Genomic DNA, 26,290 nt, shown 5'->3' with positions numbered 1-26,290 from the left:
ACATGGGCAAAGGACACCTTTGATCAAATCATTGGCGATTACTCTTCCTGAGCTGATGAGACCAGAGTTTTGGGGTGGTGATCATTCAACGGATGGTGCGAAACAAGCTGAATAATTTTAGGTAAGACTGCTTTTGAAGGGTGATTTTTATTAAACTCCAAGAATCTATTTTTCATATGTGGACTTCGAATTACTTTTTGCGACCTAAAATTACGATCATTCAAAAAGCGAATAAATGTGGCTGGACCTGAATGACCTATACATATAGTTTTTCTATCTAGATTCAATGATTTAACTGTATGAACCAAACCTTTAATCTCGCTACTTAATTAGGAAGTGAGCTATTCAACAGGTCAGTTATTTATTCAGCAGGTTAGTTACTTTTCATTCATTAGATTTTATAACCTGGTCGATTGTTACATTTCTCAGGCATCTTCTTGGATGTTTTCTTCCTTACCCGTTACACTAATTTCATTAATACATCAAATTCAAAAAGGAGGACTTCTGATGTCAGTCTATGACTATGCGTTTCCAAAATTAACAGGAAATCAATCAATCTCGCTGGCTGATTATAAAGATCACGTACTCTTGATTGTGAATACTGCAAGCAAATGCGGGTTTACACCTCAATACGAAGGACTCGAACGGATCTACGAAAACTATAAGGATCAAGGATTTGTTGTTCTTGGATTCCCGAGTGACAGTTTTCTTAAGCAAGAATTTGCTGATGCTGAGAAAACAGCTGAATTCTGCAAATTGAATTACGGTGTCACCTTCCCGCTCTTCAAAAAATCGAAAATGAAGGGCAAGGAGATGAATCCGCTTTTTCAAGAGCTCATAAAGGAAGCAGATGAGAAAAAGATTACCTGGAACTTCAATAAGTTTCTCGTAAATCACGATGGAACGACTATTCGTCATTATGGTTCAAAAGTAAAGCCTGAAGAAATCGAAGATGACATCCAAGTTTTATTACAAGAAAAAGGAAATGAATAATAATACTTTCATAACATTAGAAAACTTGGCTTTGCCAAGCCTACGACTAAGGTGAAGTCATAGTTGCACTTATACTATAATCCTTAAAATTATATTCTTTCCTATAGTATAAAAAAGGCTTATCCCCCATTTTCTCAGGAGATAAGCCTTTTGAATTTCTGTTGATTGGGATCAGCCCATCAATTCGCAGATATTGTTTGAGAATGCGACCGGATCTTGGACCGGCAAGCCTTCAATGAGCAGAGCCTGATTGTAAAGCAGATTTGTGTAGAGCTCAACCTTTGGCTGGTCATCTAAATCAAACGCAGCCTTCAAAGCTTTAAACACGTTGTGATTTGTATTGATTTCAAGAATTTTGTCCGCTTTGACGTTTTCGTTGTTCGGCATCGCGTTCAGTACTTTTTCCATTTCAATCGACACTTCGCCTTCGGTAGCGAAGCAAACCGGATAAGATTTCAGACGTTTGGAAGCACGTACACCTTTGACTTTATCGGTGAGCACATCCTTCATCTTGCCGAACAAGCCTTCATTAGCCTTTTCTTCAGCTTCATCCTGTTTCTTGTCCTTTTCATCTTCGATGCCGAGATCACTGCTAGACACCGACTTGAATTCTTTCTCTTTATATTTTTGAAGCATCTTGATGGCGAATTCATCGATATCTTCAGTAAAGTAGAGAATTTCATAACCTTTGTCGGCAACCAACTCGGTTTGCGGCAGCTTGTCGATTTTCTCATTGGATTCGCCAACCGCATAATAAATGTACTTCTGTTCTTCAGGCATCTTTGACACATATTCGTCAAGTGTTACCATCTTCTTCTCTTTCGAAGAGTAGAACATCAAAAGATCCTGCAAGTCGTCTTTATGCTGGCCGTAATCCATGTAGACACCGTATTTCAGCTGACGGCCGAATGCTTTATAGAAGGTTTCGTATTTTTCACGGTCTTCTTTAAGCAGTTTTTCGAGTTCTTTTTTAATTTTGTGATTGATATTCTTAGCAATCAGTTTCAGTTGCTTGTCTTGCTGGAGAATTTCACGAGATATATTTAATGACAGATCCTCAGAATCTACCATACCTTTAACAAAACTGAAATAGTCCGGCAACAGGTCGGAGCATTTTTCCATGATCATGACTCCATTGGAGTACAGTTCCAAGCCTTTTTCGTATTCCTTGGAATAATAGTCGAATGGAATGCTTTCAGGAATATAAAGAATCGCGTGATAGCGGATCATCCCATCTGCCTGAATGTTGATGTAGCGCAGCGGTTTGTCGAAACCATAGTGCTTTTCCATATAAAAGTTTTCATAGTCTTCAGGCTTGAGCTCCGACTTGTTCTTACGCCAAATCGGTACCATGCTATTGATTGTCTGGACTTCCTTGACTTCTTCAAATTCTTTATCGTTGTCTTTCTTCGGACGACTTTCCGTTACTTCCATTTTAATTGGGTAGCGGATGAAGTCGGAGTACTTCTTGATAATTGAGCGCAGTCGGTATTCTTCAAGATAATCGCTGTACTTCTCGTCTTCCGTATCTTCCTTCAAGGTCAGGATGATTTCTGTTCCGACCGAGTCCTTTTCTGCCGGAGCAATTGTATAACCGTCTGCACCCTCCGATTCCCACTTATATGCTTGATCGCTGTCAAGTGCCTTGCTGATGACCGTTACTTTATCGGCCACCATGAAGGACGAATAAAAACCAACACCGAACTGGCCGATGATGTCGTGATCATCCTTAGATTCATTTTCAGTCTTAAATTTCAATGAACCGCTTTGAGCAATCGTTCCGAGGTTATCTTCAAGTTCCTCTTCAGTCATACCAATGCCTGTGTCAGAAATCGTCAGAGTTCGCTTGTCCTTATCAGGAGTGATCTGAATATAATAGTTGTCTTTTTCAAAATTCAGGTTATCGTCTGTCAGTGCCCGATAGTAAATTTTGTCCATCGCATCACTTGCGTTGGAAATAATTTCTCTCAGGAAGATCTCTTTCTGTGAATAGATGGAGTGAATCATCATATCCAGCAATTTTTTGGATTCTGCTTTAAATTCTTTCGTAGCCATCAGTAATCCCCTTTCGCTTACTCATCTATAAAAATTATCTTTTGTACGTAATGATTAGCACTCCAACATTAAGAGTGCTAACACTATTTTTATAGCGCATGCAGACTCATTTGTCAAATCTTTGATAAGAATTTACGCCTTTCAAAGTGATTCACAATTGCTTTTTTCACTATTTAGTTAACCGTTTACATTTAGGTAGCCTCATGTTACGATGAACTCATTGAAACGACATACATATAGGGTGAAAAACATGAAAACAATTTATGTTGTCCGTCATGGGGAGACGATGTTAAATCTCCTTAATCGTTCGCAGGGGTGGGCGGATTCTCCATTGACTCAAAAAGGTATTCAGCAAGCTAGTGATCTAGGAGAAAAATTGAAGAATCAGGCGATCACTTTTGACGCGGCTTTTTCTAGTGATACCGGTAGAGCGCGACAAACCGCACAAGTCATTCTTGATCATTCTGGAAACCGCGAAACACCAATTCAAGAACTCTTTGAATTAAGAGAAGCATCATTTGGGCTCTTTGAAGGCGCGGATAACGATGTGATGTGGGAAGAGGGAGGAAAAGCGGTCGGTGAACAGGGCATGAGCCGAAAATCTCCGATCGATCAGAAAATCAAAGCGTTAACCGGAATCAAAAATCTTGATACGATTAACTACGCAGAAGATTTTCAGGATCTGAAAAAACGCATTCTCGCACTCAAGGATACGCTCCTGCAAACTGAGGCTTCAAACATCCTCGTTGTTACCCACTCTCTCTATATTTGCTGCATGCTTTATGCATTGATTGCCGAAGACTTAACTATTGGCAAGGTGCCTAACTGTAGCGTTACAAAACTGAACGTAAACGAACAAAACTTCCAGCTTGATTACATCGGGCGGACAGAAGAACTTTGATCTAATCGAACAAGAATCCTAAACTTATAGAAAAACGCTCGGAACAACCGAGCGTTTTTCTTATATCATTTTGTTGGCAGTATTGAGTAAGCAATCGTATCATGCGCTACCCCATTTTGATAGATATAGTTCCTTAGGAGACCTTCTTTTTCGAAACCCAATTTGGTTAATAATCCATTCGATGCAGTATTTTCAGTAAAAACAACAGCACCGATACGTGTTAAATGAAGGTCGTTAAATCCATAGGATATAACTTTTAAAGCAGCCTCTTTCGCAAATCCATTATGCCAGTATTGAGGATGAAGTTCGTAGCCGATTTCTGCTCTTCGATGCTTGGAAGACCAGGCGTTAAAGCCAATCGTCCCGATAAGCCCTTCCTGACCTTTTCGTTCGATGCCCCATCTAATGCCGCGCTTTTCGCTGTAGTTTTTTGTAAAAAAAGTTACAAATTGCTGTGCCTGTTCGATACTTGTTAAGCTATCCTGTCCATAATAGCGCGTCACATCATCATTTGAAAAGCAGTCAAAGATACTTTGAGCATCCTCACTAACAATTTCCCTTAACAATAGTCTTTCAGTTTCTAAGATCGGAAACATTCGTCCACTCCTTTAATGATGATATTCAAAATCTCTATATGTAAAATAACCGTTCACAGATTTAACTGGAACGGCTCTTCTTACAATTTCTCCACAAAGCGACGCATTCGTGTCATTGCTTCCTGGAGCTGTGCCATGGAAGTGGCATAGGAACAGCGAACATGACCCTCTCCGCTTGCGCCGAAGGCGTTGCCAGGAACAACAACAACACGTTCAGCTTTCAGCAATCGGGTCGCAAACGTTTCTGAGTCCATTCCGGTTGATTCAATATTCGGAAATGTGTAGAATGCGCCTTCAGGCTTATAACACTTAAGCCCCATTTCATTCAGTGACTGCACAATGTAATTGCGGCGCTGGCGATAACTTTTGCGCATCTCCGCCACATCTCGGCGGCCATTCTTTAATCCTTCAAGACCGGCATGCTGCGCCATCGTAGAAGCACACATAATCGCGTATTGATGGATTTTCAACATGCCCTCCGTAATTTCCTTTGGCGCACACACAAAGCCAAGTCGCCATCCGGTCATTGCCAGATCTTTTGAGAATCCGCTGACGAGAATGGTCCGCTCTTGCATGCCTTCGATTGCAGCGAAGCTAGTATAAAGTTCATCATAGACAAGCTCCGCATAGATCTCATCAGAAAGCACGAGCAGATCATGCTTTTTAGCAATGTCAGCAATCCGCTCCATTTCCGCTTTGCTGAGCATTGAACCGGTAGGATTGTTCGGCGAGCAAATCATGATCGCTTTTGTTCGATCGGTAACCGCTGCTTCCAATTGTTCAGGCAACACTTTAAAATCGTTGTCTTTCATTGATTCAACGATAACCGGGACTCCGCCGGCCAAGGTAACAAGCGGTGCATAAGAAACAAAGCAAGGTTCAACGACCAACACTTCATCACCAGGATCTAGAATGGCGCGCAGTGCAATGTCGATCGCTTCGCTCGCCCCAACGGTGACTGTAATTTCTGATTCAGGATCATAGTTTACACAATAGTTATTATCGATATAGTTCGAGATTTCCACACGCAGCTCGAGCAGCCCAGCGTTCGCTGTATACGATGTATAGCCATCTTCCAGCGAAAGAATGGCGGCTTCACGCACATTCCAAGGCGTCACAAAGTCAGGCTCACCGACTCCAAGAGAGATCACGTCGGTCAGTCCTGCTGTCGCGTCAAAAAATTTGCGGATACCAGAAGGCTGAAGCGTTCGAACATGTTTAGCAAGATACGACGTTTTCAGTTCCATTACGGTGACACCACAATTCGCTTATCATGATCATCATTATCATAGACTGTACCGTCATGCTTGAATTTTTTTAAGACAAAGTGTGTTGTCGTTGAAATGACGCCTTCAATCGTCGACAATTTCTGGCTCACAAAATGAGCAACATCATTTACCGATTGCCCTTCCACCTGGACAGAAAGATCGTAAGTACCTGACATCAGGTAAACAGATTTTACTTCACTGTGACGATAAATACGTTCTGCAACATCATTAAACCCAACATCTCTTTTCGGTGTTACTTTAACATCAATCATCGCAGTTACGCCCTGGTGCCCATCAATTTTCGTCCAGTCAACAAGCGACACGTAGCGAACAATTACTTTTGTTTCTTCCAACTTGCGAACGATCTGATTGATTTGATCAATGCTCAGATTCGTCATTTTGGCAAGATCTTCATTGGTTAAGCGTGCATCTTTTTCTAGAATCTCTGCAATTTCAATCTCTGTTGCTGTCAGCTTCACTTAAATCATCCCTCTCTGAACGGTCTTGCGCCATCTTTTATTACAGACATTATATAACGGTACAAGATCAGTAACCACCAATTATGTAAAAAAATGCTTTAAAGCCTATAATAACACTCCTTTACTTAATAAGTTATTCGTATCTTTCTTGTCATACAAGACGGGCTACGTTTGGAAATTTAATTTCAATAAAGTATACTATCAATTAACAAGACTTTTCAATTGTGCGTGAAAATTAACTGAATGATCGCTTCGTACGGGGGTATGAAAGATGAAACTAGTTGTTGTGCGGCACGGTGAGAGCGAATTTAATGAATCCAATTTATTCTCAGGCTGGGAAGACGTTGAACTGACCGAAAATGGCATTGAAGAAGCCAAAAATGCGGGACAGAAACTTGCTCAGCAACAGATCACTTTTGATTACGCATTTACTTCTGTATTAAAACGCTCAATCAAATCTCTCAACTATATATTGGAAGAAATGAATCAAGAGTGGCTTCCCGTTAATAAAACCTGGCGCCTGAATGAGCGCAGTTACGGTGCATTGCAGCGGTTGAACAAAGCAGAAACAGCGGATAAACTGGGAAAAGAACTTGTGAGTCGGTGGCGGAAAAGCTATGACGCGCTTCCACCAATGCTTGAACTAACCGATCCAAGGCATCCGATCCATGACCGGCGCTACAGTAATGTCGATCCAAGATTTCTTCCTGGCGGCGAAAGTTTAAAAACTACTCTCGATCGCGTGCTTCCGTGCTGGGCGGATGAGATCGCCCCATTACTACTGAATGGGAAAAATGTGCTCGTTGTCAGCCATCGAAACACACTTCGCGCGCTTGTCAAATATCTTGAACAGATTTCCGATGAAGAAATCGTTCAGTTTGATGTCCCGACGGGTGTTCCGGTTGTGTATGAATTCGATCAAGAATTGAACATTGTTTCAAAACAGGAACTAGCAGGAGAATATAACGTTTAATCATGTTATATGACTTAGTTCGGACGAAATTGGCATCAGGAATCAGGTAAGGTTGTGTTTAGCTATTGGATGCATCGTTATGGAAGAAAAGCCGTCAAGTCCTATCACTGGCGATCCCCTCAATGGTGGAGAGCTTACTGCAGACCGTTGTCGGCTTTGTTGATACACTATTTGTTGCCCGTCTTGGGCTAGCGGAAGTGACGGCGGTTGGTGTCGCAAATACCCTGCTTGCCGTCTACATCGCTGTATTCATGGCAATCGGCATCGGAACTTCGTCAATTATCGCCAAGCATATTGGGGCTGAAGATCATGAAGCCGCTCAAAACGCAGCACGGCAATCCACTTGGATCACACTGATTGCTGGGCTGCTATTTGGGTTGCTCACCTTGTTTTTCGCAGAACCGCTTCTGAAGATGATGGGGGCAGGAGATGATGTATTGAGAGAAGGCGCTTTTTACTTTCGCATTGTCGGTATCCCATCTCTCGTCATCTCACTGATGATCAACTTCGGTAATGTGCTGCGCGCCTCAGGAAATACAGTTTCACCCATGTTGATCAGTTTCTGGATGAATTTGATCCATATTGCGCTCGATTATGTCCTGATCTTCGGCATCTTTAACTTTACTGGGTATGGCGTAGGCGGAGCCGCAGTCGCAACGGTACTGACACGAACGATAGGCGCAGCGATGCTCTTTATAGCGATCCGCCGCTCATCGATCAGTTTCTCATTCTGGCAGAAGAACCGCGCGAGCAGACTGCTTACATGGGAAATTATCCGACTATCCATACCGGCGACTGGTGAACGTCTCATTATGCGTCTTGGACAAGTTGTTTATTTAGGCATGATTGTCCATATGGGAACAGAAATTTATGCAGCCAATGCGATTGCTGAGAATATTGAAACCTTCGCCTATCTGCCCGGGCTTGGACTAGGTGTCGCCGCAACGATTTTGGTCGGAAAACAGCTTGGTGCGAAAAAGATCCATGAAGCTTATCAATACGGACTCTTATCTGCACTTATATCTGTCGCAATCATGAGCATCACAGGAATCCTGCTATTTTTCTTTACTCCATTCTTTGCCGACTGGTTTACCGATCAGCAGAGCACAGCAAATATGATTACTTTAGCCATGCGTATTGATGCCTTTTTCATGCCGCCTCTGGCAATTGGGCTCGTCCTTGCTGGAGCTCTGCAAGGAGCTGGCGACACAAAAACACCGATGTACAGTACTGCGATCGGCATGTGGGGCATCCGTGTTGTTTTTATTTATCTGCTCGGCATCAAATATACTATGGGTATTGCCAGTATTTGGATTGCACAAGGCATTGATCTGACCGTTAAAGCTGTATTTCTCTTTTATTGTTATAAAAGATTGTTCAAGCGTCATAAGGTTAACGCCATTCAGAAACAGTAATCGTCTACCCTTGCTCTCACATTGCTATCTGGCACCCCTTCTCTCAATTCTCTTTTTAACAAAGAGAATTGATCGCCTCGAAGCAAGACCTTTGTCCCTATTGGCTGTGTTTCCTTTGAAAATAAGCACATAAGTCCCTTTTTTCTCCGAGATAAACAATTATAATGGAATCAAATCATTGATCCGGGGTGGATATCGATGCAGGTTCCTCAAATTCGGACCGTCATTACGACCGGGCAGTCCATTAAGAATACATATAATCAGCTTGCAGCGCTTCAACAGGAAAAAAGAACGTTAGAATATGATGTGGATCAGATGCACTTTCATTCTAGTGACCATATAAGCCGAGATTCACTGGCTCATATCGAACAGAACATTAATGGACTGAATCGGCAGATCCGGCAAATTCAGTCAGAACAATCGTTCCAAGCATCATCTTCTTCCGATCACGTTACAATCAGTGATACAGCCTATAATCTTCTCAAGAATAACTCAAAATAAATAAAAAAAATAAATCCGAAAGTCATGATCTTCTGACTTTCGGATTTTTTTATGGACTTTAGTCCGTTGAGCACGCGTAGCGTGCGAAACAAAAAACCACCCGCTATGTGATCCGAACCCCAAAAGTTGGACATTTTTATTAAGCTGCTTGCTCGGTGGTTGAAATCCGATACTCAATCGGACTTAGACCACCGAGTTTTTCTTTGATTCGAGACGTATTGTAATACTCAATCCAGTCTCGCATAGCTGTTTCCAGCTCTTTTCGTGTCGTGTCTGATAATGATGGTTCCTTACCGTTTCAGCTTTCATGATGTGAAAGAACCTTTCCATTTGGGCATTATCCAAGCAGTTCGCTTTACGGGACATACTTTGACGGACGTGATGTACTTTTAACTCTTTGCGCCAAGCAGAACTCTGATATTGGAATCCCTGATCCGTATGAATATATGTAAGATAATGATGTTCCGGTATCTTTTCCAAAGCTTCATGAAGCGGTTTAAGCACAAATTCGATCGTCGGGTGATCACTTATATTGAATGCCAGAATCTCATCAGAGTAAAGATCCATAACCGGTGAGAGATAGATCCGTTCATGAATGGTCTGATGCCCCCAGCGAAATTCGGATACATCCGTCACGATCTTCTGATAAGGGCGATCCGTCATAAACCGGCGGTTTATGTGATTTTTGGCAATTTGTCCTATAGTTCCTTTATAGGAGTTGTATTTACGGAACGTTTTCCTATATGCTCTTGACTGCAGTCCTTCCCTTCTCATGAGATGCTGGATTTTTTTATGATTGACTTTTACGCCGTGACGGTGGAGCTTTAACACGACTCGGCGATAACCGTAATCTGGATTAGCCTGTTTTATTGCCTGAATTTCAGACACCAGTTGTGCATCCTGACTCTCATTATTTTGACGCTTGATCTGGTAGTAGTAAACGCTTTTAGGTAATTTCACTACCTGAAGAATAGAAGTCAGAGAGAATTTCTGCCTTAGTTCAGTAACTACTTGCGTTTGTTTCGCTCGCGTTGCTCTCTCTGGCGAACTAAGGCGTCCAATTTTTTTAAGTACTCATTCTCAATACGAAGCAGTTCATTTTCTTTCTCAAGTTCTTTCAGACGCTCTGCATCTGTTTGTAATTGGTCTTGATTAACCTTTATGGAGTTCTTTTGAATTTTTTCGTCTATCTTCTTGTGTTTCCCCATCGGCGGACGCCCTCTCTTACTGATCAGCCCATCAACTCCCTTGGATCTATAACGCTGATTCCATTGATAAATCGTGGAAGGAGAATAAATATTGAAATGACAGGCCGTATTTTCGAGTGATGAATGATTCTCCTCCATCCACTTTAATACTTTTAATTTGAAATGTAAGGTAAAACATTCTGCCCGTTGATCACGATTTTTAAATCCAGATAAACCGTTTGTCTGATAATGATGAACCCAATTTAAGACTGTTTTCTTTGAAGGAATGTGATATTTATGGCACAACGAAGTGCTTCCCAGTCCTCGAAGATACTCATTGATTACCTTAATTTTAAAATCGATTGAATACTTGGTCATAGTAAAACCCCCTGAATTGGATTCTGATCGTCCAACTTCAGGGGGTCAGTTCATTGAAGGGTGGTTTTGATTCAACTATGGGCGTGGCAAATAATGAATCATATTCTTTACAAATACATCCAACCACTGCTTATCCTCATCCGTACCATGGAAATTTGTACTAAATGTCATTTTCTTGCGAAATGTCGTTACCGCAATCTGAAAATAAGGCGCATACTTAATTGATCCGGAAATGAAAACATCTCGAATATACAGATCAGCGAATTTAAGATTTCGTTCATCTACTATTCCAATATTGGTCATACCATTCACGGGAATACTGTAAATAGTAGGAAAAATCTGTTTGGCTTTAGCAAGTGGATGGGTTTGGTAGGCTTCTTCCAAATCCCAATACACCCGCAATGGCTCGAGACTCCCTTTCTCTTCATCCATGACTTTCTTTACGCTTGTCAAAGCTTCATCAAAGGTTGCTCCAACGTGATTCGGCACAACACAAGTGATGTTAGACGTTAGGTTGCAAAAGCCCGGTTGCGCTCCAGATGGTAAGTACGCACGCAAATTAACCGGGCAATCGAGTACGATTGGATTTGCGCTCAGCGTATCAGTCAATGCACAAATATAAGCTGCAAACAGCGCGTCATTGATCGTAGCACCTTTTTCTTTGGCGTAATCTTTGATGCGATCAAATTGCAGGGCATCAATCTGTTGTGTCAAAACAAATGGATTCCGCTCATCTCCGGTTAATGGAAGCCAATCCTTCTCACTCTGCTCATACTTTGTCAATTGCGCGCTTTTAATCTGTTTCAGCTGCTGCTCATTCATCACATCGAACACTTGATGAATGCTCCGTGCCGAGGGATCTGCAATCAGTGGAACAGGAATAGGCAGATGCTCCGCAAGCTTTGAGTAACAATCACTGAGAAGATATAAATAATCCTTGAAACCTCCGCCGTCACAAATCATGTGATTGAGCACAATTGCTAACGTATCCTGATGATTCTCCCTGATGATGGTAATGCTTAATTGCGGTCCTGTTTTTTCATCTAATTTTACAGTTAGGTTTTTTTGAATAGAGACTTCCGCATCATCCGGAATGGTGACATGCACCATATCTTTTCCGGTCCACCCCGCTTCCTCCCAATACGCCTTTTCGTCAATTTCCACATAGCGGCAGGACAACAGCGGCAGTGCTGATAAAGTTGCCTCTACTGCTTGTGTTAATAACTGTTCATTGATTTGAGAATTAAAGCGAATGACGGCATGCAAATAGTGGTCATTTTTCTTTTTTTCGCCTGAGACAAAGTGCTTGATATCCGCGCTTTCAGCTGGATACACCTTATGTTGTATCGCCATTCATGATCATCCTCCTTAAACCAAACCCTTTTACTTATGGCATTTTCCTGAACGCTCTTCGTTCTGCATAGCTACTACATGAGGGGCAAATATAAATTATTTTTCCGTGGTCATCCATGTATTTTCTCAATCCCGCTGTGTGTCGATGACAAAGTGCGCATCGTTTTCCAACAAATAAAGAACGTAAAGGCTTGCCAATAGATCTTCGCAGCCAATTCATGGATTGGACAGCTCCCTCCAGATTAATGCTGATGTAATTATTATAAAGGTTGCGTGGATAGCCAATCAAATAAAAGCCCCTGTGTGTGTTGAGCAATAATGCGTCTCACCCTGTCTCTGTCATTTTTGGCAAAAAAACGCCAGAATAACCCGTAAGTGAGTTAATCTGGCGTTTGCAAAGCACCTGTGAAATTGACCTAATTATCGGAATGAATCAGGCAAGATAAGCTTCTCGAACTTGTTCATTTTTCATTAGATCGTCACCTTTTCCTTCAAGAACAATTTGACCGGTTTGGATGACATAGCCTCTGTCAGCAATTTGTAAAGCCTGATACGCATTTTGCTCAACAAGTAAGATTGTCATGCCCTCTTTATTCATTTCTTTAATGATATCAAAGATCTGCTCAACAATTATTGGTGCGAGCCCCATTGATGGTTCATCGAGCATCAACAATTTCGGTTTCATCATCAAAGCGCGACCAATAGCAAGCATTTGCTGTTCACCGCCACTCATCGTCCCACCTTTTTGACCTAATCGTTCTTTCAAACGTGGAAAATACGTGAATACACGTTCCATCCGTTCGGCAACAACACTTTTATCTTTGACTGAGAAAGCGCCTATTTGCAGATTTTCACGGACAGAAAGTCTCGGGAAAATCCGTCTGCCTTCAGGAACCTGAGCAATACCTAATAGTGCTGTTTGATGCGCCTGATTTTTCGTTATGTCCTGCCCATCGAAAATAATTGAACCGTTTTTTGGACGAACTTGTCCGCTAATCGACTTCAATGTTGTTGATTTACCGGCACCGTTGCTTCCAATCAAGGTCACAATTTCACCTTTATCAATAAACAAGTCAATACCGTTCAGGGCTTGAATCTGGCTGTAAAAGCTATCAATTTTATTCACTTCAAGAAAGTGCTTGGCTGCTACTGTTTCAGTCATTAGCGACCGCCCCCTTACCGAGATAGGCTTCGATTACTTTTTTGTTTGTTCTTATCTCGTCAGGTTCTCCAGAAGCAATAAGCTCACCATGATCAAGAACATAAATATAATCAGAAATTTTCATGACCAGCTTCATATCGTGTTCAATGAGAATGATGGTGACATCAAGCTTTGATCGCAAGTCATAAATCAAATTCGTTAACTTCTCTGTTTCCTTTGGATTCATGCCTGCCGCCGGTTCATCAAGAAGAAGAACCTTAGGTTTTGCTGCCATTGCGCGGCCAATCTCCAAACGACGTTGTGCGCCGTAAGCAAGGTTGCCTGCGTTTTCATTGACATAATCTTCAAGGCCAACGTACTTCAGGATATCATATGCTTCAACTTTCGCCGCTTCTTCCATTTTGCGGATATGCGGAAGCTGAAGTAGAGTCCCGACCCAGTGAGCTTTCAGATTTTGGTGCATACCCACCAATACGTTTTCAAGAACGGTCATTTCATTAAACAAACGAATGTTCTGAAAAGTACGAGCAATACCAAATTGCGAAACTTGATGCGGCTTTAATCCGACAAGCGACTTCCCATTCAAAAGAATATCACCTGACGTTGGTTTGTACACTGCCGTAATCATATTGAAAAAGGTTGTCTTACCTGCACCGTTGGGTCCGATGACCGCCGTAATCGAGTTCTTTTCAATATTCATTGATATGTCTGAGGTTGCCGTTAAACCTCCGAACTGTTTTGTAAGATTCTTTACTTCCAAAATGTTCACGAATCGGCACCTCCTGATGTCGATTTTTCACGTTCTAAAGCAGCCGCAGCTGATTCCTTCTTCAGAAGCTCTACATCAACCTTCCGGTTTTTATGTGGAATCAAGCCTTGTGTGCGGTAGAGTGCAAAAATAATGAGTAGCAATCCGAAAATCAGTAACTGCATCTTCTCAGGAGAAAGTGCAGGTGGAATCGGAATACCGTAGTTCGTACTCATCTGAGAGAGCCAATCTGAAATATTGGTTAGAACTTGCGTTCTTAAGATGATTACGACTGCTGCACCGAGAATAACGCCTGGAACACTGCCCATTCCACCCAGGATAACCATAACGAGTACCATTGTTGATTCGAGATAAGTAAAACTAGTCGCATCAACAAACATTTGCTTTGCAGCAAAAACAGCACCCATCATACCTGAGAAAGAAGCCCCAATCGCAAACGCTGCAAGCTTTGTTTTTACAAGCGGAATCCCCATTGCCTGAGCCGCGATTTCATTGTCACGAACCGCTTTCCAAGATCGTCCGAGCTTAGAATTTTCCAGTTTTCGCACGACATAGATTACAACGAGGAAGATACCAAGCGCGATATAGTAAAACTGACTTGCGTTTCCGATACTGATTCCGAAGAATTTAGGTGGGGTAATCGACGCAATCCCCATAGAACCATTGGTGATGTTTAACGGATGGTCCATGTTATTTAGTAGGATGCGAATAATTTCCCCGAACCCAAGGGTAACAATTGCCAGATAGTCACCACGGACACGCAAAACCGGAATACCAAGCAAAATACCAAACAGCGCTGCAACTAGTGCTCCAACAAAGATAAATATCCAAAATGTGTCGCCAGGGAGTGGGTAATGACCAAATGGCATAAATTTAGAGGCCTGGCCACTTGCAAAAATCGCATAGGTATATGCACCCACTGCAAAAAAAGCAATAAATCCAAGGTCGAGCAGCCCGGCAAATCCGACAACAATATTCAAACCTAAAGCCATGGCGCAATAAATGCCGACAAGCGTTCCTACTTCCATGTACGTTTGGTACGAATCACTGTGGCTAGCTATTAATGGCACAAGGACTGCGAGAATCGCAATTCCAGTTACCCATTTGGCTCTAAGATTGAAATTTAAATAATACAAAACTAATATCGAGAAAAGTAACAATAAGAACGCAATCGTTGAATCAGGTAACAAAAATAGTCCTAGTCCTGTTAAAACGACGTACGCAATAAATAAAATGACCTGATTTTTTTTATTCTGGGCGATCTTATCAAACAATGCACTCAAAATTTGTCACCTACACTTTCTCTACGACGGCTTTGCCAAACAAACCTTCTGGCTTAAAGATCAGTACCAGAATCAAAATAATGAAAGCAAACACGTCTTTGTATTCAGCACCCATCGCACCATGGGTGATAATCGAAAGGTTAGCAGCAGCGAACATTTCTAGGAGACCAAGCATAACACCGCCAAACATTGCACCACGAATGTTTCCAATGCCCCCTAAAACTGCTGCGGTAAAAGCTTTGATGCCGAGAATGAATCCGATATATGGATCAATTGTTCCATATTGAATCATAAACAGAACACCGGTCGCTCCACCAAGTGCCGACCCAATAAAGAAAGTAACAGAGATGACGCGGTTCACATTGATTGTCATCAGAGAAGCTGTATCACGGTCTTGTGCAACTGCACGCATTGCCATGCCCCATTTCGTCTTATTGACAAAGAGGTCCAATGAGACAAGCATTACAATCGTCACCGCAAGCACAAGCAGGAATGAACCTTGGAACGTCGCATTATCAAAGAATGGCATAATGTGATGCAGATTAAGATTAAATCTATGGTTGAACATTGAAGGTGCCGTAACAATATAGTTACCCGTCTTTAGCTCTGCGATAAAGCGGACAGCATCTTCAAGAACAAATGAGATACCAATTGACGTAATTAGAGCAATCAGTTTGGGCGCATTTTTACGGCGTAAAGGCCGATATGCCACACGTTCGATACCGACACCTAACAATCCGGTCGCTATCCCTGCTACAACGATCACGATCAGAAAAACGATTAGGGCAGGCATTGCTGCTAAAAATCCCATACCTAACATTAGAAAGAGAACGGTCGCTCCAATAAAAGCACCTGTCATGAACACATCGCCATGGGCGAAGTTAATCAATTCAAGAATGCCGTAAACCATTGTATAGCCAATCGCAACAACTGCGTAGACAACGCCAAGAGTAAGGCCATCAATGAGTACCTGAGGCAAGTTCTGAATGATTTGTGCGAGCATTATCTCACCACTTTCCTACAAGTTGTTAAATAAGTAGTTCAAAAATTCCAGTGATTTTGATCTCTGTTTTGAACAAACTCAAAATGGATGTATTTGCAATGAATGTACTTAAACATTCTGCTCTGTATTATGTGATTTAGTTCTAAAAAAATCCTAAAAGGGTATAGCTTGTTACTCCATACCCTTTTAGTGCACATCAGTTATTCATCAATGTCCTACACCAAATTCATAAGGTAATATGAATTATTGGCTGATTTCAGCTTTTTGAACCGGCGGATATTTCGCTTGTTCAAAGTTGTAGATATAAACTTTAGCGAATGTGTTGTCACCTTTGTCGTTAAAGCTTACTTTCGTTGTCACACCATCATAATCTTTGATGCCACGGATTGCTTTCTCGACTTGTGCACGAGTTGGCTTTTTGCCGTTGTTGTCATTGATCGCGTTCATGATGCCTTTCAGGATAACAGCTGCACTGTCATAGCCATATGCTGAATAAGACTCAACATCTTTACCGAATTTTTCTTTGTATTTCTTAGCAAATGCTTGACCTTTTTCAGTCTTTGATACATCTCCGGCTACAGATGTCAGGTAAACACCTTTGACTGCATCGCCAGCGATTTGTACAGTAGATGAAGAGTCAAGACCATCGCCACCCATGATCGGGCCGTTAAATCCTTTTTGACGCGCTTGCTTAATGATCAGACCACCTTCAGCATATACACCGCCAAAATAGATCAGATCTGGTTTTTTTGCAACTGCTTGGCTAAGCACGCCGCTGAAGTCTTTTTCACCAACAGTGATACCTTCATAACCTACGATATCCGCGCCAAGTTTTTTCGCTTGATCTCTGAATTGTTCAGCAAGACCTGAGCCATAAGCTGTTTTGTCTTGGATAATAAAGATTTTTTTCGCTTTGAGTGTCTTCACAGCAAAGTTCGCACCAGCAGGACCTTGGAAGTCGTCACGAGCACAGATACGGTTTACTGATTTAAGTCCGCGGTCAGTAACAACTGTTGCTGTTGTTGCCGGGGATACCATTGCTAGATTATTCTTTTCATATACTTCAGAAGAAGGAATAGCAACACCTGAGTTCAAGTGGCCAACAAGTGCCAGAACATTTTTATCAGCGGCAAGAATCTGGGCATTTGCTACACCTTTCTTTGGATCTCCTTGATCATCCATATCCTTCAATTGGATATCAAAACCTTTTTTAGCAAATGCAGCTTTTTGATCGTCAATGGCTAATTCAGCTCCGAGACGAATCGCATCGCCAAGCGTTGCGCTACCACCGGACAGTGGGGATTGGCTTCCGATTTCGATTACAGTCTTACCTTTAGAACCACCTGATTTTGAAGAGCAACCACCGATAACACCTAGCAATAATACCAGAACTGCCAATAATGGGATGATTTTCTTTAAACTCATTTTAACCCTCCTTTTTGTAAAAACGGAACAACTCTAAAAACTCAGATAGTTTTATGTAGGACTCACCCCCGCAATTTCTTTCTATTGTTTCTCTCTTTTTAATGCGGCTCTTTAGAAATCATAATAATTTATTATGCGACTATAGTCATTATCTATGTCAGATATTCTGACACTCTATTTGCTTCATCACTTTAATCTATGTTAGCAAAAATGCTATTATACCGCCAATAATAGCGTTTTCATTTATCTGTAATTTTCGACTAAAATTATTTGTAAAAATAATGATATTAATTAGAAAAATACATAATTTTGGTAAACTAATTTCATTAACTAGTAAAAGCCGCCCATATTAAAATGAGCGGCTTTTACCATTTTTTTGAAATTCATTAAACCTTTTAAATGACGATACCAGTCTTCAGGATGTAATTCGCCAATTTTCGGATCTGTAAGATGCTCAACTTCAGCATGGCGATCCCACTCAAATAATATAACGTCTCGCGTTACGTCTCTATTGTGTGATAGTATAATAAAATCGAGTGAAAATTAAGGTCATAAAAAGCATTTAGCTTCTTTCAAAATTAGCTTATCGAATAACAATGCCTAGTTCTCATTCTCTATTTTCGACATCTTTTTATAAAAATTCAATATTTTGCTAAATAAATGATGAACTGGTAGATCTAATTAAAACAGACTATAATAGAAACACCAAGTAAACCATGAGGAGAACTGATGTTATGCCTATTAAAATTCCAAAGTTGCTTCCAGCCAGGGAGGTGCTTGAGAATGAAAATATTTTCGTTATGGATGAAGATCGTGCGATTACACAGGACATCCGGCCTTTGAAAATATTAATTCTGAATCTCATGCCTGAAAAGCAGATGGAAGAGACTCAATTGCTACGTCTTCTAGGGAACACGCCTTTGCAAGTTAATGTCTCCTTCATGCGAACGGCAACCCATCAATCAAAAAATACAAGCCATCTTCATCTCGATCAGTTTTACACCGTCTTTGATGAAGTGAAACATAAAAAGTTTGATGGCATGATTATTACAGGAGCACCTGTTGAACGTCTTCCTTTTTCAGAAGTGGATTACTGGAATGAACTAAAAGAGATTATGGACTGGTCAAACAGCCATGTAACTTCTACACTGCATATCTGTTGGGGCGCGCAGGCAGCACTTTATTATCATTTTGGCATTGATAAGGTAATGCTTCCCGAAAAATTATCCGGTGTGTTCAGTCATACACTTAATGAACCTAGGGAAAAGCTTTTACGTGGTTTTGATGAAGTATTTTATGCACCGCATTCACGTTTTACCGATGTCGATCGTGAAGCATTAACCATGCATCCGGAAATTCATCTGCTCTCCGGATCTGAGGAGGCCGGCCCATTCGTTCTGATGGCTAATCACGGAAAACAGATTATGGTTACCGGTCATTTTGAGTACGACACAGGGACATTGGCTACTGAATATCAACGTGATCTAAAAAAAGGGATGAATCCGCACATACCGAATCATTATTTTCCAAATGATGATCCCCAAAAACAGCCCCTGAATCATTGGCGTTCCCATGCGCATCTTCTTTTTTCAAACTGGTTGAATTACTATGTGTATCAGGAAACCCCTTATCAGTGGGAGTAATGATTACCTAAATAGAATCTGTATGATGAATAAAGGAAACAAAAAAACTCGGGTCTCAGCACCCGAGTTTTTCATATATTTCATTAAGCTTTACTGTTCATCCAGTCGTATTGTTTGTCATGAAACGTTTTTTCGATTGTTCCGACAACATCCTCTTCGATGAGCAGCTGTGCTTGCTTGATTGCCGTGTAAACTGCTTCACTTTTAGCCGCACCATGCACTTTGATAATCGGTGCAGCGAGCCCGAAGAGCAGAGCTCCTCCGTAAGCAGATGTATCCATATGATTCTTGATGGATTTAAGCTTTCCATACATTAGACCAGTCAGTACTTTTGTATACAAGGAGCTGCCAAGTGTTTCTTTGAGGAGCTTCATCAGTGACATCGCTGTTCCTTCAATACTTTTAAGCACCATGTTTCCTGAAAAGCCATCGGCAACAATGACGTCAGCCGGTCCTTCGAGCAATTCGCGCGACTCAACATTACCTACAAAATTAATTGGAGCGCTGCTCAACAGTTTGTAAGCCTCTTTCACAAGTTCATTGCCCTTACCGGGTTCTTCACCGATGTTCAACAGGCCGATGCGCGGGTTTGGTCGATGCATAACCTTCTCAGCATAGATTGCTCCCATAATCGCATACTGAAGCATGTTTTCCGGCTTCGTTTCCGCATTTGCACCAACATCAAGGAATAAAAAGCCTTTATTTTGATGGATTGTTGGCAGTGTTGGTGCAAGTGCCGGTCGATCAATACCTTTAATCCGCCCGACGCCAAATAATCCTGAAGCCATTAGAGCACCGGTATTGCCTGCCGAAATAGCTGCCGCACATCGCTTTTCTCGTACTTCTTGGACGGCCAAAACCATTGATGCCTGTTTTTTCCGCCGTACGGCCTGAACCGGTGCATCTGTACCTTCGATTTTCTCAGTTGTGTGCAGAATGTCAATTCGATCCTGATCACCAATCAAAGTTACCAGCTTCTCCCGATCGCCTACAAGCGTGACCTGCAGTTCCGGAAACTCCTTTAACGCCTTCAGCGTGCCCTCTACCATTGCCTCCGGTGCATGATCTCCACCCATTGCATCAATCGCTAACCTCATTTTTATTCTCTCCTTTGAATAAACAACTTGCCCTTCTGTTCAGCAACTCAGTGTATCGTTTTGTTCATTGTTTTCATTGATTCTCGATTCACTTTATCACTTATTACGTCTTCTGTCCAAACTATGTTTCAAAAAAGATGCTTATGGATCTCAGTGACTGAATCGTGCTGGACGGCTGACAAAATAGTACACGGACAGCGGCCACCAGAAAACAGCGAACGCAGGGTACACCGCCCACAGTTGCTGAGGTGATGTCATAAAATTTACTAAGGAAAAATAAAGAATTGTCAATCCTGCCCCTACAGCTGAATAATAGAATGGTTTTTTTGCCAAATACATACTGATCGGCCACCAAAGGACAGCAAAAATTGGATGTATAGCCCAAAAAACTTCTGGTGAAGAGATACGATTTACAATTACAAAGAAAACAATGATCAAACCAGCGCTCAATACAGAAAACCGTCGCGGATAGCGTCCGAATGTTGTACAGAGCGGCCACCACAACAAGGTAAAAATAGGGAAAATGCACCAGAGAAATCTTGGTTCGAAATAAATATTCAGCAGCACATAATAACTAATCAATGAAAAGCTGACTAGATATGAAAAAGAGCGTTTTAGAGCAGCCTTTCCCAAGCAGACGATAAGCGGCCAAGAAACAGCAATTGGCAAGAGGTAAACAAACCAGAAGTAATCTGGAGTCTCCACTATATTCTGTATGATACAAAACGCCAAAAATAAACCTGAAGCGATGATTGATCCTTTTTTCTTATCTGCAGTCAGCAACCAAGCTAGTGGGCAGAGTAGTGAAGCAGCAGGATAAATAGCCCAGAAGCTCGCAATACCTGTAAATAGATTGACACCTAGGAGGAAGATGCCGGTCATGATGCAGCCCATTGCAATAAATTCGCGCAGTGCTCTACTCATCCTTTCCCCTCCAGTTTTTTTCGATGTAAATAATAGAACATGGAGAGCGGCCACCATGCGACAGCGAATGCCGGATAAATAAACCAGATGACATGCGGCGTGTAATAAAAATTGATAAATACTACTAATGCGATGATCAGACCGCTTCCCCATAAAGAGTATTCCAGACTTAGGCGTGCGAGTTCCTTCTTGCGGTTGTCCGGATATTTCGGCAAATCCATTTCTTGCTTTATTTCCTCGATATCTCCAAATTCGACAATGACTTTATTAATTGCATCTTCCTGTGATTTGCCTTCTTCGACTAAATCAGCCACTTTTTCTTCTAAATCACGGATAATCTCTTCCTTAACTTTCTTTGTTTGATCGCTCTCCGGCAGATCTTCAAAAAGTTTATTAATGTAGGCTGTCAAACGCTTCATTCACCAATCTCCTCCATAAATAGATCCATAATTTCTTTGACCTCTCGCCATTCTTTGACCATTTCATGAAAATATGCTTTCCCTAGTGCGGTGATCCGATAGTATTTTCTCTTCCCGCCATGCGACCGTTCCCCATAATACGATTCAATCAATTGCTTTTTTTCCAATCTTTGAAAAACAGCATAGAGTGTGGCTTCTTTTATTTCAAATCGTCCATCAGTCTGCTGGCTGATTTTCTTCGAAAGTTCATACCCGTAAGAATCCTCGTCTTTTAGCAGGCGAAGTATAATCGAGTCTAAATGACCTCTTAGAATATCGCTGCGAATAGGACCACCCCATTTCCATCAATTCATTACTCTATCTGATATAGTAATAATAGCATCAATTACTCTATCTGTCAAAGTAATTAAGAAAGACCAGGCTACGCCTGATCCTTTACTCTCACTCTATATGCGGCTTTGAATCATCTATCTTGTGCTTAACTGCTCACTTGCCGCGAGCGATCCGTGAGCCTCCTCAAACAAGCAGTCATCTGCGGGGTCTCACTTGGCTCGCATCAACAATGGCAGTCCCGCAGGCGTCTCGCGCTTCCGTGTTTGAATCAGAATTTTTTCCGAGCATTACATCGCTAAGATGAACCCTACCTTCTTTACAATTCAACACCAAAGCTTTATCTTGACAGCAGAATCGCTTGCTTTATTTTAGTGATAAAGGAACCATTGGTATATGTAAGTACTGATCCTCGGTAAAAGCGCAAGCTAAATACAAACATACCAATCACTGTTAGAATAAGAATTGCAATTGATAGAAAAGCCTCCCACAGACCCATATCGGTTGCCCCGATACGCATCGGCATGATCATCGAAGCAGTAAACGGAATATATGAAAAGATCTTAATAATCAAGGTATCCGGATTGCTCATCCCACTGATAGCGACAAAAAAACCAATCATTAAGAGAAAAGTGACTGGCATAATCGCTTGGCCGACATCTTGCACTTTATTCACCAGTGATCCGAGCACTGCTCCAATCAGTGTGTAGAGCACACAAGCCAGGAAGAAAAAGAGTATAGCGAAAATAACATATCCTGCAGATAGTGTTGAAAAGATACCACCCAGGAGATCCCAGTATTTTCCTTCTTGAAAGTAGTGGGCCATCAAGAGTGCGGCACCGATCATGACGGCAAATTGAGTCATTGCCAGGGCAAGCACTCCAGCGACTCTTGAAAGTAAATGTACAACAGGTGACGAACTGGATATAATGATTTCCATAATTCTCGAATCTTTCTCTGCAGCAATTTCCGAGGAGATAATCGACAGATAAGATAATACAAAAATATAAATGATGAAAGCTATAGCGTACGAAACTAACGTTGCAGTCGTTTTTTCCTTACTTGTTTTTCCTTTATCTGCCGAAGGCGCGATCACTTTTTGTTTGAGGTTAATACTTTGATTCATAATTCGTGCTGCCTGCACCGGTGTGAGTTTCAACTGTTGAATCGTAAACAACTGGCTTGCCGATTGAACATCTTGTTCCAGTAGTTGCTGATCGTTCAGCTGTAACGGCTTCTTCGTGCGTAGTTCAGCATTCAACCCGCCTTCTTTTTTCATATTAAGCACGAGAGCAGCATCTGCTTTCCCCTTCAGGATCTGTTTTCCGGCTTGCTCAGGCATATCAGAAGACGATTTGAAGACTAACCTTTTTCCACTTTTAAAATAGGTACCGGCATCCGCTTTCGTTTGATCAATGACGAGAATTTTCAATGGCTTGTCTGCTGAAGAGAACCAACTGCTTATTGTCGGCCACATAAAGAAGCCAAATACTGCCAATAACATTATGATCGTCGTAATATAGAAAGATTTTGCTTTTAATTTGCTTATGTAGGATTGAGAAAAGAGCAATGCAAATTTAGACATGGTCTCCCGCCACCTTTCGCTTAAATAATTCCTCCAGCGATAAGTAATCAAGGCTGAAACGTTCAATAAACCCATTCTTAGTCACTGTCTTAAAGATCGGTTGTGCGTCCTCTTCACGGCCAAGCAGCAGGCGGTACATTTCTTTTTCTTTAGAAACGGAAACAACACCGGGTAGTTTAGACAAGTCTTCTTCTGTAAAATTACCGCGTAAGGTTAAATTAATTTTCCCATACTGACGTTTTAGATTAACAATCGCTCCAGAAAATAAAGAAGTGCCGTGCTTCAGCAAACAGATATGATCACACAATTCTTCAACATGGTCCATTCGATGACTTGAGAAAATGATCGCTGTTCCATGTTGTTTCAGTTCCAGGATCGCATCTTTTAACAATGACGCGTTCACGGGATCTAGGCCGCTGAACGGCTCATCAAGAATTAATAACCGCGGTTTATGAATCAGACTAGCAATTAGTTGAACTTTTTGCTGGTTCCCTTTAGAGAGCGTTTCTGTAAGTGATTTCCGCTTATCGGTCAACTCAAAACGATCAAGCCAGTACTGAATATCCGTTTTCAACTCACGGGTTGACTTCCCCCTTAATTTTCCAAAAAACAGCAACTGTTCTTCAACAGGCATTTTCGGATACAAACCTCTTTCTTCCGGAAGATAGCCAATTCTGTCACGGTCAAGTGCATGAACCGGTTTATCATCCCATTTTATCAAGCCGGTTGTTGGCGTCAGTAAATTTAGGATCATCCGAAACGTCGTTGTTTTGCCGGCACCATTTTGGCCGATCAATCCGAATATTTCGCCTTTCTCAGCTGTGAACTGAAGATCATTCACTGCAGTGAATGACTGAAACTTTTTTGTTAGATGATCTATGGTCAGTGTCATGTTTCCCCTCATTTCTTTGGTCTGGTACCATTACACTTCGATTCTATTTTATTCTATCAATGTCTGCATGATCGACGCAATCCCTATCCTTTTCTTATCTACAAGCTATAATAGTAGAGAGTTATACATACTTATGGAGGACTGATTCATGAAAAAACTTTATTTTGCAGCATTGATCTATATGATTACGGGACTTCTGTCCGGAATCTACTATCGAGAACTGACAAAAGCGATGTCGTTCCATGGAACGACCATGTTATCTCTTTTGCACACACATTTGCTTATTCTCGGCATGTTTTTCTTTTTAATTTTAATCGTGATGGAAAAACTCTTTTCATTCACAAATAACAAGCTGTTTCCAATGTTCTTTTGGACTTATAATGTTGGCGTGATTTGGACCGTCACACTGATGGTCATTCATGGTACTCGCGATGTTCTTGGGGCATCATCAGGACCGGCGATTGCCGGAATGGCAGGTATGGGGCATATTATTCTGTCAATTGGCCTTGTTCTCTTCTTCATTATTTTAAAGGACGCATTATTTCCTAAGCCCTCGGAAAATTCATGATATCCTATATTTTCAACGCAAAAAAGGAGAGGTTGCCCTCTCCTTTTTGTATTGCCTATTGTCTAGTAGGCAAATTCAATTATTTGTCGTAAACCGGTGTGCAATCTTCAACATATTTTGGATTTTGTCCAAGTGTCAATCCGAAGAACAGTTCTTTGATTTTCTTGCATACTTCACCTTCATGACCGGTGCCAACCGTGCGGTGGTCAACTTCAACTACCGGCGTTACTTCCATTGCGGTACCGCTGAAGAAGACTTCATCAGCTGCATACAGTTCCGTTCTGGACACACTGCGTTCAACAACTTCAAGACCTAATTCTTCCTGTGCAAGCTTGATAACAAGTTCACGGGTAATACCTTCGAGGATGTTGTCCGAAGTTGATGGGGTAACGAGTTTGCCCTTCTTAAATAGGAAGATATTTTCACCAGAGCCTTCACATACATGATTCGCGTCAGTTAGGAAGATCGCTTCATCGAAGCCTGCACGTTTTGTTTCCAGTGCAGCTAGTGCGGAGTTGAGGTAAGCAGCAGTTGCTTTAGTACGTGGTGGAAGTTGGTTATCCGACAGACGACGCCATGAGGTAACGCCTACACTCAGTTCGGATTTTCCAGCATATTTATTCAGTGGTTGTGTGTAGATAACAACCTTGACATCGGCATTATCAAGAGTTGGTCCGATATCCTGTGAATCATTATAAACGATTGGGCGAAGATAAGTGGTTTGACGGCAATTGTTCTTTTTCAGAAGTTCAACTGTACCTTTACACAGATCTTCAACAGAGAGATCAAAATCCAGGTTAACCGTCTTCGCAGATTGCTTAAGCCTTTCGTAATGATCTTTCAGTTTAAATGCATACAGTTGTTCATTCTTGTCATCCCAGTACGCGCGGATGCCTTCGAATACACCGAGGCCATAATTAAAAGCCTTGCTGCGGACGCTGATCTTTACATCGTCCTCCTTAACAAGTTCTCCCTGGTAAAACACATAATTCTCTGACACTGCAAACTCCTCCTTGTGTTTCTGATATCAACAGAAGATTCAGTCTAACTGCAATGGGCTTAAGTATAAAGCCCAAACAATTCTCTCGAAT

Annotated in this window: 24 protein-coding genes and 1 pseudogene; 7 read left to right on the top strand and 18 right to left on the bottom strand. The window is 41.6% G+C overall.

From position 1 onward, the window contains the following. Positions 1-507 precede the first annotated feature (507 nt). A complete protein-coding gene (locus tag P343_RS29415) occupies positions 508-993 on the top strand; it encodes a glutathione peroxidase (protein ID WP_023510433.1) in 486 nt (161 codons plus the stop codon). Between the two features lie 171 nt (positions 994-1,164). On the opposite strand, the gene htpG is transcribed toward P343_RS29415, so the two are convergent. Further along, positions 1,165-3,048: a molecular chaperone HtpG gene (gene htpG / locus P343_RS29410; RefSeq protein ID WP_023510432.1), complete on the bottom strand. Its 1,884-nt coding sequence runs from the start codon at positions 3,046-3,048 to the stop codon at positions 1,165-1,167. Positions 3,049-3,298: 250 nt separating this feature from the next. Between htpG and P343_RS29405 the strand changes: the two genes are divergently transcribed. After that, the gene (locus P343_RS29405; RefSeq protein WP_023510431.1) at positions 3,299-3,949 is read left to right on the top strand and encodes a histidine phosphatase family protein; all 651 of its coding nucleotides are present in this window, start codon (positions 3,299-3,301) and stop codon (positions 3,947-3,949) included. Positions 3,950-4,014: 65 nt separating this feature from the next. Here P343_RS29405 and P343_RS29400 read toward each other — a convergent pair whose 3' ends face one another. The 3 genes from P343_RS29400 to P343_RS29390 form a co-directional block, all read right to left on the bottom strand. Then, positions 4,015-4,545, bottom strand: coding sequence for a GNAT family N-acetyltransferase (locus P343_RS29400; protein ID WP_023510430.1), 531 nt, complete (start codon positions 4,543-4,545; stop codon positions 4,015-4,017). Positions 4,546-4,625: 80 nt separating this feature from the next. Further along, positions 4,626-5,792 carry an aminotransferase gene (locus P343_RS29395; RefSeq protein ID WP_023510429.1) on the bottom strand — a complete coding sequence of 389 codons (1,167 nt, stop codon included), beginning with the start codon at positions 5,790-5,792 and terminating at the stop codon, positions 4,626-4,628. Next, on the bottom strand, positions 5,792-6,292 hold the full coding sequence (locus P343_RS29390; RefSeq protein WP_023510428.1) for an Lrp/AsnC family transcriptional regulator: 501 nt from the start codon (positions 6,290-6,292) through the stop codon (positions 5,792-5,794). Before P343_RS29390 ends, P343_RS29395 begins: the two co-directional genes overlap by 1 nt. Before the next feature lie 271 nt (positions 6,293-6,563). On the opposite strand from P343_RS29390, the gene gpmA reads away from it, so the two are divergent. The 3 genes from gpmA to P343_RS29375 all read left to right on the top strand — a co-directional run bounded on the left by gpmA (position 6,564) and on the right by P343_RS29375 (position 9,181). Further along, on the top strand, positions 6,564-7,265 hold the full coding sequence (gene gpmA, locus P343_RS29385; RefSeq protein ID WP_023510427.1) for a 2,3-diphosphoglycerate-dependent phosphoglycerate mutase: 702 nt from the start codon (positions 6,564-6,566) through the stop codon (positions 7,263-7,265). A 65-nt stretch (positions 7,266-7,330) separates the two neighbouring features. Further along, positions 7,331-8,680, top strand: a complete 1,350-nt coding sequence (locus P343_RS29380; protein ID WP_023510426.1) for an MATE family efflux transporter — start codon at positions 7,331-7,333, stop codon at positions 8,678-8,680. Between the two features lie 198 nt (positions 8,681-8,878). Continuing rightward, positions 8,879-9,181: a hypothetical protein gene (locus tag P343_RS29375; RefSeq protein WP_023510425.1), complete on the top strand. Its 303-nt coding sequence runs from the start codon at positions 8,879-8,881 to the stop codon at positions 9,179-9,181. Between the two features lie 139 nt (positions 9,182-9,320). Here the strand turns inward: P343_RS29375 and P343_RS36745 are convergent. The 7 genes and pseudogenes from P343_RS36745 to P343_RS29345 all read right to left on the bottom strand — a co-directional run bounded on the left by P343_RS36745 (position 9,321) and on the right by P343_RS29345 (position 17,741). Beyond that, a pseudogene (locus P343_RS36745) lies at positions 9,321-10,746 on the bottom strand (IS3 family transposase). A gap of 75 nt (positions 10,747-10,821) precedes the next feature. Continuing rightward, positions 10,822-12,099 carry a module of peptide synthetase gene (locus tag P343_RS29370; protein ID WP_023510424.1) on the bottom strand — a complete coding sequence of 426 codons (1,278 nt, stop codon included), beginning with the start codon at positions 12,097-12,099 and terminating at the stop codon, positions 10,822-10,824. A 433-nt stretch (positions 12,100-12,532) separates the two neighbouring features. Then, positions 12,533-13,261 carry an ABC transporter ATP-binding protein gene (locus P343_RS29365; RefSeq protein ID WP_023510423.1) on the bottom strand — a complete coding sequence of 243 codons (729 nt, stop codon included), beginning with the start codon at positions 13,259-13,261 and terminating at the stop codon, positions 12,533-12,535. Then, a complete protein-coding gene (locus P343_RS29360; RefSeq protein WP_023510422.1) occupies positions 13,254-14,030 on the bottom strand; it encodes an ABC transporter ATP-binding protein in 777 nt (258 codons plus the stop codon). Before P343_RS29360 ends, P343_RS29365 begins: the two co-directional genes overlap by 8 nt. Continuing rightward, on the bottom strand, positions 14,027-15,313 hold the full coding sequence (locus tag P343_RS29355; RefSeq protein WP_023510421.1) for a branched-chain amino acid ABC transporter permease: 1,287 nt from the start codon (positions 15,311-15,313) through the stop codon (positions 14,027-14,029). The genes P343_RS29360 and P343_RS29355 overlap by 4 nt, the downstream gene beginning before the upstream one ends. A gap of 10 nt (positions 15,314-15,323) precedes the next feature. Next, positions 15,324-16,316 carry a branched-chain amino acid ABC transporter permease gene (locus tag P343_RS29350; RefSeq protein WP_023510420.1) on the bottom strand — a complete coding sequence of 331 codons (993 nt, stop codon included), beginning with the start codon at positions 16,314-16,316 and terminating at the stop codon, positions 15,324-15,326. A 243-nt stretch (positions 16,317-16,559) separates the two neighbouring features. Then, positions 16,560-17,741, bottom strand: coding sequence for a branched-chain amino acid ABC transporter substrate-binding protein (locus tag P343_RS29345; RefSeq protein WP_023510419.1), 1,182 nt, complete (start codon positions 17,739-17,741; stop codon positions 16,560-16,562). 734 nt (positions 17,742-18,475) lie between these two features. On the opposite strand from P343_RS29345, the gene metA reads away from it, so the two are divergent. Further along, positions 18,476-19,384, top strand: coding sequence for a homoserine O-acetyltransferase MetA (gene metA / locus P343_RS29340; protein WP_023510418.1), 909 nt, complete (start codon positions 18,476-18,478; stop codon positions 19,382-19,384). 83 nt (positions 19,385-19,467) lie between these two features. Here metA and plsX read toward each other — a convergent pair whose 3' ends face one another. From plsX to P343_RS29315, 6 genes are all read right to left on the bottom strand, one after another. Next, positions 19,468-20,481 (bottom strand): phosphate acyltransferase PlsX, encoded by a 1,014-nt coding sequence (gene plsX, locus P343_RS29335; protein ID WP_023510417.1) that lies wholly within the window; start codon positions 20,479-20,481, stop codon positions 19,468-19,470. A gap of 150 nt (positions 20,482-20,631) precedes the next feature. Then, positions 20,632-21,405 carry a hypothetical protein gene (locus P343_RS29330; RefSeq protein WP_023510416.1) on the bottom strand — a complete coding sequence of 258 codons (774 nt, stop codon included), beginning with the start codon at positions 21,403-21,405 and terminating at the stop codon, positions 20,632-20,634. Next, the gene (locus P343_RS29325) at positions 21,402-21,824 is read right to left on the bottom strand and encodes a permease prefix domain 1-containing protein (RefSeq protein WP_023510415.1); all 423 of its coding nucleotides are present in this window, start codon (positions 21,822-21,824) and stop codon (positions 21,402-21,404) included. Before P343_RS29325 ends, P343_RS29330 begins: the two co-directional genes overlap by 4 nt. Then, on the bottom strand, positions 21,821-22,150 hold the full coding sequence (locus tag P343_RS0118895) for a PadR family transcriptional regulator (RefSeq protein WP_031264001.1): 330 nt from the start codon (positions 22,148-22,150) through the stop codon (positions 21,821-21,823). Before P343_RS0118895 ends, P343_RS29325 begins: the two co-directional genes overlap by 4 nt. A 344-nt stretch (positions 22,151-22,494) precedes the next feature. Then, on the bottom strand, positions 22,495-23,739 hold the full coding sequence (locus P343_RS29320) for an ABC transporter permease (RefSeq protein ID WP_023510413.1): 1,245 nt from the start codon (positions 23,737-23,739) through the stop codon (positions 22,495-22,497). Further along, positions 23,732-24,631, bottom strand: a complete 900-nt coding sequence (locus P343_RS29315) for an ABC transporter ATP-binding protein (protein ID WP_023510412.1) — start codon at positions 24,629-24,631, stop codon at positions 23,732-23,734. The genes P343_RS29320 and P343_RS29315 overlap by 8 nt, the downstream gene beginning before the upstream one ends. Before the next feature lie 148 nt (positions 24,632-24,779). On the opposite strand from P343_RS29315, the gene P343_RS29310 reads away from it, so the two are divergent. Beyond that, positions 24,780-25,199: a DUF2871 domain-containing protein gene (locus tag P343_RS29310; protein ID WP_023510411.1), complete on the top strand. Its 420-nt coding sequence runs from the start codon at positions 24,780-24,782 to the stop codon at positions 25,197-25,199. A gap of 79 nt (positions 25,200-25,278) precedes the next feature. Here the strand turns inward: P343_RS29310 and P343_RS29305 are convergent, their stop codons facing one another. Beyond that, positions 25,279-26,199, bottom strand: a complete 921-nt coding sequence (locus P343_RS29305; RefSeq protein ID WP_023510410.1) for a branched-chain amino acid transaminase — start codon at positions 26,197-26,199, stop codon at positions 25,279-25,281. Positions 26,200-26,290 lie beyond the last annotated feature (91 nt).

The sequence above is a fragment of the Sporolactobacillus laevolacticus DSM 442 genome, from assembly GCF_000497245.1.
In the GTDB taxonomy this organism is placed as follows: domain Bacteria; phylum Bacillota; class Bacilli; order Bacillales; family Sporolactobacillaceae; genus Sporolactobacillus; species Sporolactobacillus laevolacticus.
The sequence above is the reverse complement of the archived record's forward strand: the minus strand, read 5'-3'. Positions and strand labels throughout refer to the sequence as shown.

Excerpts from the sequence above, each read along its gene's own strand:
- P343_RS29415 (WP_023510433.1), top strand. The coding sequence starts at position 508 with ATGTCAGTCTATGACTATGCGTTTCCAAAATTAACAGGAAATCAATCA.
- metA (WP_023510418.1), top strand. The coding sequence starts at position 18,476 with ATGCCTATTAAAATTCCAAAGTTGCTTCCAGCCAGGGAGGTGCTTGAG.
- P343_RS29320 (WP_023510413.1), bottom strand. The coding sequence starts at position 23,739 with ATGTCTAAATTTGCATTGCTCTTTTCTCAATCCTACATAAGCAAATTA.
- P343_RS29375 (WP_023510425.1), top strand. The coding sequence starts at position 8,879 with ATGCAGGTTCCTCAAATTCGGACCGTCATTACGACCGGGCAGTCCATT.
- htpG (WP_023510432.1), bottom strand. The coding sequence starts at position 3,048 with ATGGCTACGAAAGAATTTAAAGCAGAATCCAAAAAATTGCTGGATATG.
- P343_RS29400 (WP_023510430.1), bottom strand. The coding sequence starts at position 4,545 with ATGTTTCCGATCTTAGAAACTGAAAGACTATTGTTAAGGGAAATTGTT.
- P343_RS29345 (WP_023510419.1), bottom strand. The coding sequence starts at position 17,741 with ATGAGTTTAAAGAAAATCATCCCATTATTGGCAGTTCTGGTATTATTG.
- plsX (WP_023510417.1), bottom strand. The coding sequence starts at position 20,481 with ATGAGGTTAGCGATTGATGCAATGGGTGGAGATCATGCACCGGAGGCA.
- P343_RS29350 (WP_023510420.1), bottom strand. The coding sequence starts at position 16,316 with ATGCTCGCACAAATCATTCAGAACTTGCCTCAGGTACTCATTGATGGC.
- P343_RS29330 (WP_023510416.1), bottom strand. The coding sequence starts at position 21,405 with ATGAGTAGAGCACTGCGCGAATTTATTGCAATGGGCTGCATCATGACC.
- P343_RS29315 (WP_023510412.1), bottom strand. The coding sequence starts at position 24,631 with ATGACACTGACCATAGATCATCTAACAAAAAAGTTTCAGTCATTCACT.
- P343_RS29365 (WP_023510423.1), bottom strand. The coding sequence starts at position 13,261 with ATGACTGAAACAGTAGCAGCCAAGCACTTTCTTGAAGTGAATAAAATT.
- P343_RS29395 (WP_023510429.1), bottom strand. The coding sequence starts at position 5,792 with ATGGAACTGAAAACGTCGTATCTTGCTAAACATGTTCGAACGCTTCAG.
- P343_RS29405 (WP_023510431.1), top strand. The coding sequence starts at position 3,299 with ATGAAAACAATTTATGTTGTCCGTCATGGGGAGACGATGTTAAATCTC.
- P343_RS29325 (WP_023510415.1), bottom strand. The coding sequence starts at position 21,824 with ATGAAGCGTTTGACAGCCTACATTAATAAACTTTTTGAAGATCTGCCG.
- P343_RS29370 (WP_023510424.1), bottom strand. The coding sequence starts at position 12,099 with ATGGCGATACAACATAAGGTGTATCCAGCTGAAAGCGCGGATATCAAG.
- gpmA (WP_023510427.1), top strand. The coding sequence starts at position 6,564 with ATGAAACTAGTTGTTGTGCGGCACGGTGAGAGCGAATTTAATGAATCC.
- P343_RS29310 (WP_023510411.1), top strand. The coding sequence starts at position 24,780 with ATGAAAAAACTTTATTTTGCAGCATTGATCTATATGATTACGGGACTT.